General features: G+C 41.9%; 8 protein-coding genes. 7 read left to right on the top strand and 1 reads right to left on the bottom strand.

Going from position 1 to position 16,274, the window contains the following annotated elements:
* Nucleotides 1–109 precede the first annotated feature (109 nt).
* Nucleotides 110–3,148 carry a D-2-hydroxyglutarate dehydrogenase YdiJ gene (ydiJ, locus tag PPIS_RS24685; protein WP_010378660.1) on the top strand — a complete coding sequence of 1,013 codons (3,039 nt, stop codon included), beginning with the start codon at nucleotides 110–112 and terminating at the stop codon, nucleotides 3,146–3,148.
* 266 nt (nucleotides 3,149–3,414) lie between these two features.
* On the opposite strand, the gene nosR is transcribed toward ydiJ, so the two are convergent.
* Nucleotides 3,415–4,737, bottom strand: a complete 1,323-nt coding sequence (gene nosR / locus PPIS_RS24680) for a response regulator c-di-GMP phosphodiesterase, NosR family (protein WP_010378661.1) — start codon at nucleotides 4,735–4,737, stop codon at nucleotides 3,415–3,417.
* 405 nt (nucleotides 4,738–5,142) lie between these two features.
* Here nosR and PPIS_RS24675 point away from each other — a divergent pair, with 405 nt between their 5' ends.
* The 6 genes from PPIS_RS24675 to PPIS_RS24650 all read left to right on the top strand — a co-directional run bounded on the left by PPIS_RS24675 (nucleotide 5,143) and on the right by PPIS_RS24650 (nucleotide 16,274).
* The gene (locus PPIS_RS24675; protein WP_010378663.1) at nucleotides 5,143–8,256 is read left to right on the top strand and encodes a glycosyl hydrolase family 18 protein; all 3,114 of its coding nucleotides are present in this window, start codon (nucleotides 5,143–5,145) and stop codon (nucleotides 8,254–8,256) included.
* Nucleotides 8,257–8,302: 46 nt separating this feature from the next.
* Complete coding sequence (locus tag PPIS_RS24670) at nucleotides 8,303–9,730, top strand: lytic polysaccharide monooxygenase (protein WP_010378666.1); 1,428 nt, start codon at nucleotides 8,303–8,305, stop codon at nucleotides 9,728–9,730.
* A gap of 52 nt (nucleotides 9,731–9,782) precedes the next feature.
* Nucleotides 9,783–12,251: a glycosyl hydrolase family 18 protein gene (locus PPIS_RS24665; RefSeq protein ID WP_010378669.1), complete on the top strand. Its 2,469-nt coding sequence runs from the start codon at nucleotides 9,783–9,785 to the stop codon at nucleotides 12,249–12,251.
* Nucleotides 12,252–12,417: 166 nt separating this feature from the next.
* Nucleotides 12,418–13,179, top strand: coding sequence for a substrate-binding periplasmic protein (locus tag PPIS_RS24660; RefSeq protein WP_010378672.1), 762 nt, complete (start codon nucleotides 12,418–12,420; stop codon nucleotides 13,177–13,179).
* A complete protein-coding gene (locus tag PPIS_RS24655; RefSeq protein ID WP_010378674.1) occupies nucleotides 13,176–15,110 on the top strand; it encodes a RecQ family ATP-dependent DNA helicase in 1,935 nt (644 codons plus the stop codon). The genes PPIS_RS24660 and PPIS_RS24655 overlap by 4 nt, the downstream gene beginning before the upstream one ends.
* Complete coding sequence (locus PPIS_RS24650) at nucleotides 15,111–16,274, top strand: anhydro-N-acetylmuramic acid kinase (protein ID WP_010378676.1); 1,164 nt, start codon at nucleotides 15,111–15,113, stop codon at nucleotides 16,272–16,274.

Genomic DNA, 16,274 nt, shown 5'->3' with positions numbered 1-16,274 from the left:
GGTGTGTGGTAAAATAAACTATTTCCAATTGTAACAAACCATAAAATTCTCAAGTTGATCATTAATCCTTCGTGATACAATTAATTCAAAGCAAGTAAAATATACCGTCATGATCGCAAATATTAGTCAGCAGGATTCTGCAAACGAACTTATCAACCTCTATCAAAATAAACTAACTGATGCAGGTTTTAGTGGGGACATTGATACGAGTTATGCAACTCGTCTTGTTACGTCAACCGACAATAGTATCTATCAGGAAATCCCTCAAGCAGTATTATTTCCAAGAACAAATCGAGACGTACAACTTGCACTTGAAATCGCCCAACAAGACCCATTTTTGTCTCTCACCTTTGGCCCTAGAGGCGGAGGTACTGGTACGAATGGCCAATCACTTACGCCCGGTATCGTGATTGATCTATCGAGACACATGAGAGAAATTCTTGAGATCAATGAACAAGAAGGGTGGGTTCGAGTTCAGGCGGGTGTGATCAAAGATCAGCTTAATGACTTTCTAAAACCTTACGGCTATTTCTTTTCGCCAGATCTCTCCACCAGTAACCGAGCAACAATAGGTGGTATGGTAAATACTGATGCGTCGGGCCAAGGTTCACTCGTTTATGGCAAAACAAGCGATCATGTTCTTGGGCTTAAAACCTTTTTAGTGGATGGAACAGAGCTAAATACCTCGAAGTTAGCGATCGATAAAGCGGAGCTACTAGCTGAGCAAAACTCAAAGACTTCTCACATTTATGCAAATGTCATCGAGATCTGTCGAAGCAATCGAGCACTTATACTTGAAAAATTTCCAAGACTAAACCGTTTTTTAACGGGTTATGACCTCGAAAATGTATTCGACGATTCACTAACTACTTTTGATTTGTCTCGAATTATTACGGGTTCTGAAGGTTCGCTTGGTGTTGTAACCGAAGCAAAGCTTAATTTAACGCCAATTCAGCCATATAAAACCCTTATAAATATCAAATATGACTCATTTGAATCAGCGCTTAGAAACAGCCCATTCTTGGTTTCCGCTAATGCTACATCGGTCGAAACCGTAGACAGTAAAGTTCTAGGTCTTGCCAAAGAGGACATCATCTGGCATTCAGTATCGGACTTAATTCAAGATGTACCAGGTGTTGAGATGCAAGGTCTTAACATGGTTGAATTTAACGGTGAATCCCAAGATGAAATTTCGTCTAAAGTCGATAGTTTATGTCAACGATTAGATCAGCTTATTGCGAATAAAGAAGCGGGGATTATTGGTTATCAACTTACCAATGATAAAGCGGATATCCTTAAGATCTATGCAATGCGTAAAAAGTCAGTTGGTTTATTGGGTAACGCAAAAGGTAGTAAAAAGCCACTAGCTTTTGCTGAAGATACAGCCGTTCCACCTGAAAACCTTGCTGATTTTATCATTGAATTTAGAGAGTTACTTGATAGTTACCAATTAGATTATGGCATGTTTGGTCATGTTGACGCCGGTGTTTTACATGTCCGCCCAGCACTTGATATGTGCGATCCTGAACAGGAAAAATTACTACGTGTGATCTCTGATAAAGTAGTAGCGTTAACTGCAAAATACCGAGGACTAATGTGGGGTGAGCATGGAAAAGGTTACCGAAGTGAATATGGACCCGAGTTTTTCGGTGAGCAACTATTTAATGAACTTCGTAAAATTAAAAGTTTGTTTGATAAAAATAATCGCTTAAACCCTGGAAAAATTTGTACACCACTGGATTCAAGCGATCAATTAGTGTCAGTCGATGCACAGAAAAGAGCTTGGTTTGATCGTACAATCCCAACTGAAGTAAAAGTAAACTACGAAGCACCAATCAATTGTAATGGTAACGGACTTTGCTTTAACTATGATGACAACTCACCAATGTGTCCATCGTATAAGGTAACCAAAGATCGTAGAAACTCTCCAAAAGGACGCGCTGGGTTATTTAAAGAGTGGTTACGGCTACAAAGCAATAAAGGGGTCGATTTGATTGCTGCAGAAAAGCAATTAATCAGTCATGAAAATGATACCACTTGGTGGGAGCGCTTTCTCAATACCCGAAAGAAAAACGAATATGACTTTTCCCATGAAGTTAAAGCATCAATGGATGAATGTTTAGCGTGTAAAGCGTGCACAACGGCATGCCCAATCAAAGTGGATGTTCCTACGTTTCGAGCTAAGTTTTTAAACTTTTACTACAGCCGTTACAATCGTCCACTTAAAGACTACTTAGTTGCGAATATAGAGCGTGCACTACCTGCCATGGCTAAGTTTCCAAATTTAGTTAACGCTTTACAAAGTAATCGCATATCAAACTTTTTCGTTGAACGGCTGATCGGCTATATTGACTCGCCTGCGCTAAGTAAGACGCAGCTTAGCAAGTTAGTGCCAAACAAACACTTTTATTCAGAGCAAAGTTTTGAAAAGTTAAGCGACGAAGAACAACAAAGCGTGGTATTTATTGTTCAAGATCCGTTTACTAGTTTCTATGAAGCAGAATTAGTATCGGACTTTGTGCAAGTTATATCAAAGCTTGGGTTTTATCCACTCGTGTTGCCATTCAAACCAAACGGTAAGCCACAACACGTTAAAGGCTTTTTAAAGGAATTTAAATCGACTGCAAAGACTGCCGCACAGTTTTTAAATACTGTGAGTGAATATAATAGGCCTTTAGTTGGGCTCGATGCCTCTTTGGTGATGTGCTATCGCGATGAATATAATGATATTCTCAAAGAGAGTAGGGGAGATTTTAAGGTACAACTAGCGCATGAATGGCTTGCGACTATCGATATCCCAACGGCTGCGACAATCAGTCCATCAAAATTTACGTTGATAAGTCACTGTACTGAAACAACAGCAATGCCTGAATCTAAAAGTGTTTGGCAAGGTATTTTTAATAGGTTGAACTCTAATTTAGAAACGGTTAATACGGGCTGTTGTGGCATGGCGGGAACTTATGGCCACGAAGCGCAAAATCAAGAAAATTCAAGAGCACTTTACGAATCCTCGTGGCAGCATCATATTGATAATGCGGCTCAAGGTGAAGTATTAGTGACCGGCTTCTCTTGTCGATGTCAGGTTAAACGCTTTAGTGGAGAAAAGCCAAAACACCCGCTTCAAGCACTTAACAAACTACTAGACTAGTATAGTAGTTAAACGAGCCCAGTTTACTGGGCTTTTTTTATTAATAGTTTTAGCCGAAGACAAACTAAGTAAATACACTTTATAGTATGATGTGTTCTTTGGGCATACTGCGCGAACACAAGTCCGTTATTCTCGAGCTACTATAATTTGACGGCTCAATAACATTGATCCAATTAAAGACTCAAAAGCTATATTTACCATCATCTATACAACACCAGCAAACGAGTATTCGATAGTGCAGTCGCTGATAAGTCAATAAGCTATTATTATTGCTTGACCATAATTCTAAAGGGGATTGGGCGTTGTGTTTCCAGCTGCTTAAGTTTATCTATCGACTTATCGGTAAAGGTATGGCCTTTTGGTAGCAATAAAATTCCTTGATTACTGTAAAGCGCTAAACCCAATATCATGCCTGGCTTGAGCTTTTCAGTTGTCAATATATCAACCGAACCGACTTGCTCTTGGCCTAGCTCGTTGTTACTTACAGCTTGTTCTAAAATATCAACGACTTCTGGGGAGTAGAAATTTCCTCTATAGGTTCGGATAAGGTCTAGGGCTAAATCGGCTTTCTCTTTATCAGAACCGTTAGCGCTGTATAAATTGTCATAATAATCTCGAGCGACTGCAAGTATCTGTGAGCCCAAAGGAATTTCTTTACCTTTAAGACCTTTAGGGATCCCTTGACCATTAAATTTTTCAAACTGATGATAAATCGCCTCGGATACGTCAGATAAGTGCTGCGCTGGCATCAACATAAGCTGTGCAATGGAAGGATGCGTATAATAAATTTTCTTTTGTGCTTCGCTTAGTTTTCTGGGTGGCGATTTATAAATTTCTGGGTCCATAGCAAGTAAACCTACTTCCGCTAAATACCCTGACATCATAGCCGTTTCAGCTACTTCACTAGAAAGTTCTAGCTTCTTAGCTATAATTTTACATAATTTGGCTATGCTCTTCGCTTTTTTACCATCGATAAATGGATTTGCATTCAGAAAATTATAAAGTAACTCGACGGTAGCCCGATGTTCTTTATGTTCTTTTTGATTAGCTTGTTCTAATTGACTTAACACTTTGCGGATCTGCGCAGTGCGTTTTTGTACAAGTCCTTCAAGGTTTTCATTTAACTCAGTGAGTTGCGCATTTTTTTGTACTATCTCTTCATTTAGTCTCTTATTTACGCTTTTTAACCTGTATTTCTCTGAACATTCTCTCACGGTATGTACGAGTATATCGTTATCCCAAGGCTTTTGAATATATGCATGGATCCCACTTTCATTAATGGCTTTAATTGTTGAAGCAAGATCAGAGTATCCTGTCAGTAATATCCGTTGTGTATCTGGGCAAATACGCTTTACTTCATGCAAAAATGTGGCGCCATCCATTTCAGGCATCCGCATATCACTAATAACAACTTCAAAAGAGGAGTCTCGGATCAGCGCCAAGGCTTGCTGTGGATCGCTACAGAGCTCAGCGTGTATTCCATTTTGACGGAATAAGCGATTTAACGACCGTATCACATTAGTCTCATCATCGAGACAAAGTACTCGTATCGCTTCATTTGAAGTCGTTGATTGCTCGCCAAATTCCAAAGTTCTATCTCCTAAATGAATTAATTTAAACTTAGTTCAAAAAGCAAACCACGACAAGAAACCGATAAAATACGCCTTAAGTCTAATATTACCCTTCAACCTGATTAATAACTTTTTAATATATGCTTAAGAAACAAACTAGTAACTGTATAAACTTTAGAGAACTAGGCTAGTAACTATCGCTTAATATTAAATAATTACAGTTTCATTTCCATGTGTCAGTGAATCAAAACTAAGCATATGAATCAATAATTTAGTGTTACATTTTGATGAAAAACATGGCTTAATTTACGCTTACGTTAACGTTACCGGCTAGAGAAAAATGTTGTTGCCATATTGATTTTATGTGTTAGGTTTATGTTGTTATTGTTAACCAAATACAATAAATGGTTGGAGAACCAAACTATGAAACAACATGTAAAGACCCTTAAATTATCGCAAATGGCTTCGATCCTCGGAGCCATTTTCTGCGCTAACTCATATGCTTATAATTGTGATGGTTTACCTGAATGGTCACAAAGTTCGGCATATAATGGTGGTGCTCAAGTACAAAAATCGCAACAAGCTTTTGAAGCAAAGTGGTGGACTCAGGCTGATCCAGTTACCCATTCCGGACAATGGGATGATTGGAAAAAATTGGGCGACTGTGACAGCGTTGTCACCAACACACCACCTACAGTACAAAGCTTACTCCCAGCTGACGGCAGCGCTTTTAACGAAAATGACAGCGTTGCCATTTCTGTAAATGCAACAGATAGCGATGGCCAAGTAACGCAGGTAGAGTTTTTTGTAGATGGCACGTCTGTTGGTATTGATACCACAGCGACAGGTGATAATTTTTCATTTAACTGGTCAGCAACCGCTGGAACACACGCAATTTCAGTTGTTGCAACAGATGACAAGCAAGCTGTGTCCAACACATTAATAACTAATGTTATCGTTAATACGACAGGAAATCAGTTACCTACAGCAAATCTTTCGTTAGGCGGAGGTAATAACCTGGTTATTAATCAACCTGTAGACATCGTTCTTGATGGTTCAGATCCAGACGGCTCAATCGCAAAACTAACACTGCTTATCAACGGCCAAGTCGCATTTGAGAGCACAACAGCACCGGCACAGCACACTTGGACACCAACGCAACTGGGCACCGTAACATTAAAGCTTGTTGTTGAAGATAATACTGGTGCGACAGCAGAGAGTATACTCAATGCAAATGTGGTTGAAACACCGCCAGTGGTAAACAGCTGTGTTCCACATGGTCTTTATCAGACCCCCAACATATCGCCTAACTACTGTGATATCTATGATGAAAATGGCCGTGAAAAAATGGGTACTGATCACCCTAGACGCGTCATCGGTTACTTTACCAGTTGGAGAACGGGTAAGAATGGTCAACCGAGCTACTTAGTTGATGATATTCCATGGGATAAGATCACCCACATCAATTATGCTTTCGCGCACGTTGATGCCAACAACAAGGTTTCAATAGGCAATCCAACTGCTCCTAACAATGCAGCGACGAATATGACTTGGCCGGGGGTTGCTGGTGCAGAGATGGATCCATCTCTTCCTTATACCGGTCATTTTAACTTGCTGAACAAATTTAAGAAACAGCATCCTGATGTTAAAACCTTGATCTCAGTCGGCGGTTGGGCGGAAACTGGTGGCTACTTCGACGAAACAGGTAAGCGAATTGCCAGCGGCGGTTTCTATACGATGACGACCAATGCAGATGGCAGCGTGAATCACGCAGGTATTGATGCGTTTGTAGCAAGTTCAGTTGAATTTATCCGTAAATACAACTTTGATGGTGTCGATATTGACTATGAATATCCATCTTCTATGAACGACTCTGGTCACCCCGATGATTTTGCGATATCAAACCCGCGTCGAGCAGCATTGAATGCTTCTTATCAAGTATTAATGAAAAAACTGAGAGAAGCATTAGACCAAGCAGGTCAACAAGACAATACTCACTATTTATTAACGATCGCATCACCATCTTCTGGTTACCTTCTACGTGGTATGGAGACATTCCAAGTCACTAAGTATCTAGACTACGTCAATATTATGTCTTATGACTTACACGGAGCGTGGAACCAGCACGTTGGCCATAACGCATCGCTATTCGACACCGGCGAAGATTCCGAGCTAAAACAGTGGAATGTTTACGGCACCAAAGAGTTTGAAGGTATTGGTTACCTAAACACTGATTGGGCGGTCAAATATTTCAGAGGCTCTGTCTCTGCAGGGCGCATCAACATCGGTATCCCTTATTATACTCGTGGTTTTAGAGATGTAACGGGTGGTACAAATGGCCTTTGGGGGCAAGCTGCATTACCTAACCAAGCTGATTGTCCTCCGGGGACTGGCAGCGGTGAAAAGAACAAGTGTGGTAATGGTGCTGTGGGTATCGATAACTTGTGGCACGACAAGAACGATGTTGGCTTAGAAGTACCCGCAGGTTCTAATCCGCTTTGGCATGTTAAAAACCTTCAAAATGGCGTGTTAGGAAGTTACCTAAGTGATTATGGACTAGATCCAGTTAACAACCCAGAGCATCAGATTAGCGGTACCTATGCCCGCCATTATGATTCCGTCGCGGTTGCTCCTTGGCTCTGGAATGCCAGCAAGAATGTTTTCTTATCCATTGAAGATGAAGAGTCAATGGCTGCGAAAGTCGACTATGTCATCAACCAAGAACTAGGCGGAATCATGTTCTGGGAGCTTACTGGTGACTTCGATTATGATGTAAGCAAAAATGAATATTTCATGGGTTCATCGCTAACAAGCTTAGCCTACAACAAGTTTAACCAAAGTGGCACGCCATACTCCGTTAAACAAGGAAATAAGACCTTTGTAAAACCAGCTTCTGCAGTTGATGTCACATTCGTTGCTAAAGATTTCCCAGCTGGAGATGCTAACTATCCAATTGCACCAACTTTTGCCTTTACCAATAACTCAGCGATAGATTTGAGTGGCGCAAAAATTTCGTTTGATGTTCCTGTTGCAACATCGGCAATTTTCAAATCTAACTGGAATGCACAAGAAAAGCTTGGCATGGCAGTGGACGTAAATGGATCGAATGCTGCGGGTAATAATATTGGCGGCTTCGAAAACGAATTCCACCGATTCTCGATCACGCTTGTGAACGAGTGGGGTGGTACGCCTAAGTCTTTTGCTCCCGGCGAAACTATCAATGCTCAAGTCATGTACTACATGCCTATTTCTGGCCCCGTTAACTTTGTGGTTGAGAAAGACGGTAACCGCTATGCATTTTCCAGTGAATATAGCGACCTACCAATCGCAACACCTGGTACAGGGCCTACAGATCCGGTAACTAGCTGTAAAGGTACACCTATCAGTCAAATTGTGGTTTACCCGAACCTACCACAGGGCACGCATGCTGCTCAAGGTGATTTAATTGTTGAAGGAAACGCGGTGTATGAAGCGAAATGGTGGAGCAATAAGCAACCATCAGTTAGCGGCGATTATACCAAGGCTTGCAACTTGTAAATAATAAATGGGGAGCTTTGCTCCCCTTTATAAAAGGCGAATAAGCATGAATAGTTTACACCGTAAATATGCGCTTGGTCTTTTTGGCGCAACCTCAGCTTTGATTTCAAGCGCAGTTTCAGCTCATGGTTTTATGGACTTTCCCAAAGCAAGGCAGGCGATCTGTCAAGCGCAAGGAGGTTATTGGTGGCCGGATGATGGATCAAATATCCCAAACCTAGCATGTCGAGCGGCTTTTTTGGACTCAGGCCATTTTCAGTTTGTGCAAGAGCATGAATTTTCGACCAATACCGCTGACTACAATAATCTAGAGGCAGTAAAAGCGAATATCCCCAATGGTACGCTTTGCTCAGCCGGTGACCCAAACAAAAGTGGCATGAGTGTTGTCTCACCACACTGGCAGCGTACAGTTGTAGAGCCAAACGCTCAAAATAAACTTGCCATTAGCTTTAGGGCGACAACACCTCATAATCCCAGTTTTTGGCAGTTCTTCTTGTCAAAGCCAAACTACGATGGCGATACATCTCCTCTGACTTGGAATGATTTAGAGCTTATTAATGAATTTGGCAATATTGATTTCGTTGTGGATCCTGAAGGTAAACGCTTCTATAAAATGGAAATAGATATACCGCAAGGCCGTGAGGGCAATGCAGTTTTATATACCCGTTGGCAGCGGTTTGATGTCGCAGGAGAGGGATTTTACAATTGCTCTGATATCACAATAACCTCAACAGGCACGCCACCAGAATGGGTGAGCAGCGGCTATTTCTTAAAGCAAGGGCAAGATGCTAAAGCCGGTGATAGCGTGTGGTTTAGGACGTTTGATCAATCCGGGAATGAATTAATTAGCCATAACTTGAATGTAACCTCCACTAATGCATCAACATGGCAAGCTGAGTTGGCTCTTTACCTTAATAGCAATTACGGAAATAAGGTCAACATTGGTGTTAAGCAACCGGACGGTTCAATTGCGTTTGATGCAAACGCCTTATTAGCAAACGAAGTATTTTTGCCACATGCCGCTTACACCAGCAATCTTAGCGTTGTAAAAGGGGGTGACAACACCGCTCCTACGGTAAATCCAATTTCTAACCAAAGCATCGCAGAAAATAGCCAAGCGACGGTGCATGCTCATGCGTTTGACGACCAAAATGACCCACTAACATTCATTTGGAGTATTCCTGCACCGCTTAGCTTTAGTGGCGAAGGTGACACGATTTCCATCTCAACGCCTGAAGTGACGGCTGATCAAACCTTTGAGGCTGAACTTAATGTCACCGATGGCAAAGCAAGCACGACCGTAAGTTTCTCAATTACCGTTCAAGATAGCACCAATAACCAATACCCAGCTTGGAATAGTACAACTACCTATGTCGCAGGCGACAGAGTAACGCATCAACAGAAAGTGTATGAAGCTAAGTGGTGGACGCAGGGAGAAGAGCCCGGCGCATCCGATGTTTGGAAAGCAATTTAAAGAAAACCCAAATTAATTGGGTACAACATGTAACTACAATAAGGTTGAAGATATGAAACTTAATAAAATAACCAGCTATATAGGATTTGCCTTACTGAGTGGCGGGGCACTTGCAGCCCCTTCAACACCAACATTAGATTGGCAGCCACAACAGTATTCGTTCGTTGAAGTTAACGTAGATGGGCTTGGCTCTTACAAGCAACTGGTAAAAGCAAAAGATGTTGTCGATATTAGCATCAAATGGAATGCATGGAGTGGCTCTGGCGGTGATAACTATAAAGTATATTTTGATGATCTCCTCGTAAACCAAGGCACGCTTGCAGCTGGTACTAAAAGTGGGGTAGTACAATTCCCCTACACTAAATCGGGTCGCCATCAGCTTTATTTAGAACTGTGTGAAGGTACCGTATGTGCAAGAAGCGCAGGGAAAGAAATCGTCATTGCCGACACTGACGGTGCACATCTAGCGCCACTTCCTATGAATGTAGATCCGAACAACCGTAATAACGGTACAATACCAGGCCGTGTAACGGGTGCATATTTCGTCGAATGGGGCATATATGGCTGTAATTATGACGTAACTAAGATCCCAGCTCATAACTTATCGCACATTTTATATGGCTTTATTCCGATTTGCGGACCTAACGAATCACTCAAATCCATCGAAAATGGTAATAGTTGGAGAGCGCTTCAAACTGCATGTGCTGACTCCCAAGATTATGAAGTCGTCATTCACGACCCTTGGGCTGCAGTGCAAAAATCTATGCCAGGGGTGGATGCAAAAGATCCTATTCGCGGTGTATATTCTCAATTAATGGCGCTAAAACAACGTTATCCGGACCTTAAAATTCTGCCTTCAGTCGGTGGATGGACGCTATCTGACCCATTCCATGGCTTTACAAACAAAGCAAACCGCGACACTTTCGTGGCGTCTGTAAAACAATTTCTTAAAACGTGGAAGTTTTATGACGGTGTAGATATCGACTGGGAATTCCCAGGTGGTGATGGTCCAAACCCAGACTTGGGCGATCCAATTAACGACGGTCCAGCATATGTGGCGCTAATGCAAGAACTTCGAGCAATGCTGGATGAGTTAGAGGCTGAAACCGGACGTCAATATGAGCTCACTTCTGCAATAGGTGCGGGTTATGACAAGATTGAAGATGTAGATTACCAAGCTGCCCAACAGTATATGGATTATATCTTTGCGATGACCTATGACTTCTATGGTGCTTGGAACAATGAAACGGGTCATCAAACCGGTATCTATTGTGGCTCTCATCTCAGCACAGACGAATGTAACGGTACAGGCGTTGACGACAATGGAGTGCCATGTAAAGGCCCAGCATATACTGGCGACCATGCAATTCAGTTGTTACTTCAACAAGGTGTGCAGCCCTCTAAGCTCGTTATGGGCGTTGCAATGTACGGCCGCGGCTGGGAAGGTGTGCTAGATGCAAATGCAGCCATTCCAGGTAATCCAATGACGGCGCCGGGTAATGGCCCATTGACAGGTTCTACAAGTGAAGGTGTTTGGGAGCCGGGCATTATGGATTACAAGGCTATTGCAGCAAACGCTGTAGGCCAAGGTGGTTCAGGCGTTAATGGTTATGAAGTAGGCTACGATGAGCAAGCACAAGCAGCATATGTTTGGAACAGAAGTAACGGTAAACTCATCACTTACGATAGCCCACGCAGCGTTATCGCAAAAGGCCAGTATGCAAACACTCATCAACTAGCTGGTTTATTTGGTTGGGAAATTGACGCTGATAATGGCGACATTCTAAATGCAATGTATGATGGTCTTACAGCAGGTGAAATCCCTAATCGCGCTCCTACTATCGGGGTTTCTGGACCAATCAATGTGACCTCAGGTCAGGTTGTGAATGTCGATGCGCAAGCAAGCGATTTAGACAATGATCCATTAACCTATTCATGGGTTGCTGCGCCTGGTTTGGCTTTGTCTGCTAACAACACCGCAGCTGTGGCTGTAACTGCTCCTTCAGTCGCTCAACAGACAAGTTACGACTTGACTGTAACGGTCAATGATGGGGCGTTATCAACAACCAAAACAATCGTTGTTGTTGTAAACCCAGAAGGTGCAAATGCAGCGCCTGTCGTTACACCGGTTTCAGATATTTCGGTTAACGAAGGGGCCTCGGCTACTGTCAATGTGTCAGCAACTGACCCTGAAGGCGCAGCACTTAGCTATAGCTGGAGTGTACCAGCCGAGCTAAGCGTAGTAGCAAATGGTAGCTCAGCGACTATTACTGCTGCAAATGTCACAGCCGACACAACCGTCCCGGTAACTGTTACCGTATCAGACGGCGTTAACGCTGTTGACACAACATTTAATGTCACGATTAAAGACGGTGGCGCTCAATATCCTACTTGGGATCGATCAACAGTTTATGTCGGTGGCGACCGAGTAATTCATAACAGCAATGTCTTTGAAGCAAAATGGTGGACTCAAGGTGAAGAACCTGGAACCACAGATGTATGGAAGGCAGTAACTAACTAATCTAACCATCCCCAATTAATGAGCTTGCCAGTCAAGCTCATTTTTTATTCACATAAACATAAAGTTACCCATTATCTGCCTTTTATCAGCAATTTCTTCTTTCTTTTTCTGCTTGGTCTTTCATAATGACGTAATGAACTTCATAAAAGAGTCATAAGTTCTGGCAGTGCTTATTCGTTTATCCGTTTTATTATTCGTTTTAGTTTTTTCGAAAAGCTACGCTTCCGACTGCGCGGGTCAGTCACCCCTAAAAATCGGCATTGGCTCTAGCTGGCCGCCTTTTGTTATGTATGGCACTCGTCCTTATGGCATAGACGTAGATATCACTAGAGCAGTGTTTGAGCGCGCTGGGTTTTGTATCGAGTTCATTCAACTTCCTTCGTCGGCACGGGGGATCACCGAGCTTGAGAAGGGCTTAATTGATGTCCTGCCATCCGCAAGCTTTAGCGTTGATAGAGCAAAAATTGCTTATTTTTCCTCGCCATATCGGCGTGAAAAGATGCGCTTGTTTGCTAACAAGGAAATAGATCTCGATAGTAACTTGATTGAGTTGTTTTCTGCTGGATATACATTTACGGCTAATCCCGGAGCCTACTATGGTGAGGAAGTCAAACAAATAAAAAAAATCGATTGGTACGACAAGCGATTGTTTGAAATCGCGAGCTTAGACAGACGAATAGAAATGGTGGCTAAAAACCGCGTTGATTTTCTGATTGAAGATGAAGACGCAGGCTACTACTATATCAACAAGCTAGGCTATCAAAGCATTCAGCTACACCCTTATGTAGTTAACGATAACGCTATACATTTTATGCTTGGACGTCATGCATTTAAGCGTAGTGACATTGAGCGCGTCAATGAAGCAATCACCAATTTAAATGGCACAATAGCGAATATCTCAGAAAAATATAGAAAAGATTCAGGATGACTCAACAACAGCAACTCTTTCAAACACTACAAAGTACATTTGGACATACGACACTTCGTCCGGGGCAATCGGAAGTTATAGAATCTATACTTAAAGGTCAAAGTACAATCGCTATTTTTGCAACTGGTGCTGGCAAGTCGCTGTGTTATCAGTTACCAGCAATCATGAAGCAAGGAGTGTGCTTAGTCGTTTCACCACTATTAGCACTGATGCATGAACAACGGGATTACCTGCAAAGTAAAGGGGTTGCAACGGCTTGTCTTGATAGTACTCAAAGCAAAGAAGAAACGTTGCGCATAGAAAATGCAGTACGAAACAATGCACTTAAAGTCCTCTTTATTTCAGTCGAGCGGCTGAATAGCCAAAAAGCACGTACTTTGTTATCAAAAAGCAATATCTCTTTTCTTGTCATTGATGAGGCGCATTGTATTTCTGAGTGGGGACATAATTTCAGACCAGATTACCTAAAAGTGGCTAAATATCGACATGAACTTGGTATCAACCAAGTGCTATTACTCACCGCGACAGCAACAAATAAAGTAGCACGCGATATGGCGGGTAAATTCGATGTAACCGATCAAAATATCGTTAGAACGGGCTTTTATCGAAGGAATCTGTTCTTAAGTGCGGTGCATATTAGCGAATCTCAAAAAGACGAATATTTACTCGCCTTTTTAAAAAAGGCAAAAGGCGCAGGTATCGTTTATGTCACGCAGCAAAAGCAAGCAGAAGAAGTAGCAAAAATGATAACTGCCTGTGGCTTTCCTGCAGTAGCTTTTCATGCATCGTTGCAGAGCGAGAAAAAGGCCCAAATCCAGGCCGACTTTCTAACGAAGGCTAACCTTATCGTTGTAGCTACCATTGCATTTGGTATGGGTGTAGACAAACCCGATGTTCGCTGGGTACTACATTATGATATGCCAAAATCTATTGAGGGATATAGCCAAGAAGTGGGTAGGGCGGGGAGAGATGGCGAGAATGCACATTGTGTTGCTTTAATTAATAATGAAAAAATTGCTACATTAGAGAACTTCGTTTATGCCGGTGCATTAGAGCGAGAGTCATTAATACAGCTTTTTAACGAAATTTTCGGTGATCCAGCTACAGATTATCACCTCAATGAATACGATCTCGCTTACAAAACCAATATTAATCAATTGGTACTAAAAACACTTATCGTCCAGCTAGAACTGCAAGGTTACTTACAGGTAAACTACAGCTATTTTGCAGAGCTAAGCATCGCATTCATCCAAGACAAAGATAAAATATTAGCCAAGTACTCGCCCGAGCGGCAACTGTTTTTGACTCAGCTATTCTCGTGTTTTGAATTCAAAAAGAAATGGGGATTGCTTTCACATCAAGCACTAAGCGAGCAAAACATCCCACTGACTAAAGTCCAAGAAGTCGTTGAATATTTGCAAAACCAACAACTGATTGACGTAAAAGTCGCTAAATATACGTCGGTTTATTCAAAGCCTCCTCAACAAGTAAACATTAATGAACTGATTGAGTCTTTCTATCAGCAATCACAAATTAAAGAGCAAGGCGAACTTGCACGACTAAGACATTTACTTAAATTTTTCCAACTGACCTCATGCTATCACAAAGCGCTTGCCAGCTACTTCGGAGATATGCACGCTCCAGAACAATGCGGTCATTGCGGGGTCTGCAGCGGTAAGCATTTGATCGTCAATGCACAAGAGAACCGGGAATTAGATATTGAAACAACACGAAATATTCTAAGAGACGCGTCACATTTTGCATTGCAACGCGGCGTTAATTTTTCAACTCATCTCAAAACTTCGTTTTTGTTAGGTTTAAATTGCCCCTATTTTACTAAATATAAATTCAGACAACTTGAGGGGTTTGGTAGCTTATCCGGCGTAAAGTATGACACGGCAAAAGCACTGATCATGGAGCGCGCGTTATAAATGAAAACAGATATTATTAAACTCGCCACAATCGCGGAAAAAAAGACCAAATACATACTCGGACTAATGAGCGGTACCTCATTGGATGGGTTAGATATTGCGTTATGTAAAATTGAAGGTGTAGGAAAAAATACACAGCTAACGGTCGAACAATTTACCACGATAGAATACAACTCTTCGCAAAAGCAGCTTCTCAGTGATCACGCGTCTAAATCTCAGGTAAATCTTAAAACGTTATGTCAATTAAATGCTTGGCTCGGTGAGTTGTACGCAAGTCTCATCAATAATGCTTTGGCAGAATGGCAAGTTGCGGCCGACACTGTTGATTTAATAGCGAGTCATGGACAAACACTTTACCATTGTCCGAAACAAGCCTTTGCAGACATTGAAAACTTAAATAGCACGTTGCAGATCGTTGACGCTGATATTATTGCGACAAAAACAAACATCATCACCATCGCAGACTTTAGACAAAAGCATATCGCCAAAGGATATGAGGGCGCGCCTCTCGTGCAATATGGTGACTATCTATTATATTCGGACACGAGTATCGATAGGGTTTTACTCAATATCGGTGGTATTTCAAACCTTACTTATTTACCACAAAATTGTGCACTAACGCAGAGTATGTGCAGTGACATCGGTCCAGGAAACACATTAGTAGACCAATATTGTCGCCACGTATTAGGGCTGCCATTTGATGAAAATGGTGAGATTGCGTCAAGTGGCAAAATTCAATTGCCATTTCTCGAAGCCTTACTGTCACACGAATTCTTTGATATACCACTTCCAAAATCAACTGGACAAGAGTTATTTAATCAAACTTTCGTGCATCATGCATTGGATGGAAAAGATTATAATCATGAAGATATCATCACGACACTGACAGAGTTCACAGCTATCACCATCGCAAATGCGGTGAATAAACTTAGTACGGCTGAATTAGAGCTATATGTAAGCGGAGGTGGTATTCATAATGTATTTTTAATGGAGCGAATTGAAAGCCATTTGAATAACCGTGTTTTAATCAAGGATTTCTCACAACTGGGTATCAACCCTGATGCCAAAGAGGCCGCTTTATTTGCGCTACTTGCGAATGAAACCGTATCAGGTGATGGCGATGCACTGCCTTTTTCTATGGGTAAGATTTCATTACCAACATAG

This window comes from Pseudoalteromonas piscicida (assembly GCF_000238315.3).
Lineage (GTDB): Bacteria > Pseudomonadota > Gammaproteobacteria > Enterobacterales > Alteromonadaceae > Pseudoalteromonas > Pseudoalteromonas piscicida.
Note: the sequence above shows the minus strand (reverse complement) of the source record. Positions and strands in the feature narration are given on the sequence as shown.

Coding starts and splice junctions, on each gene's coding strand:
- ydiJ (WP_010378660.1), top strand. CDS start 110: ATGATCGCAAATATTAGTCAGCAGGATTCTGCAAACGAACTTATCAAC.
- PPIS_RS24675 (WP_010378663.1), top strand. CDS start 5,143: ATGAAACAACATGTAAAGACCCTTAAATTATCGCAAATGGCTTCGATC.
- PPIS_RS24670 (WP_010378666.1), top strand. CDS start 8,303: ATGAATAGTTTACACCGTAAATATGCGCTTGGTCTTTTTGGCGCAACC.
- PPIS_RS24665 (WP_010378669.1), top strand. CDS start 9,783: ATGAAACTTAATAAAATAACCAGCTATATAGGATTTGCCTTACTGAGT.
- PPIS_RS24655 (WP_010378674.1), top strand. CDS start 13,176: ATGACTCAACAACAGCAACTCTTTCAAACACTACAAAGTACATTTGGA.
- PPIS_RS24650 (WP_010378676.1), top strand. CDS start 15,111: ATGAAAACAGATATTATTAAACTCGCCACAATCGCGGAAAAAAAGACC.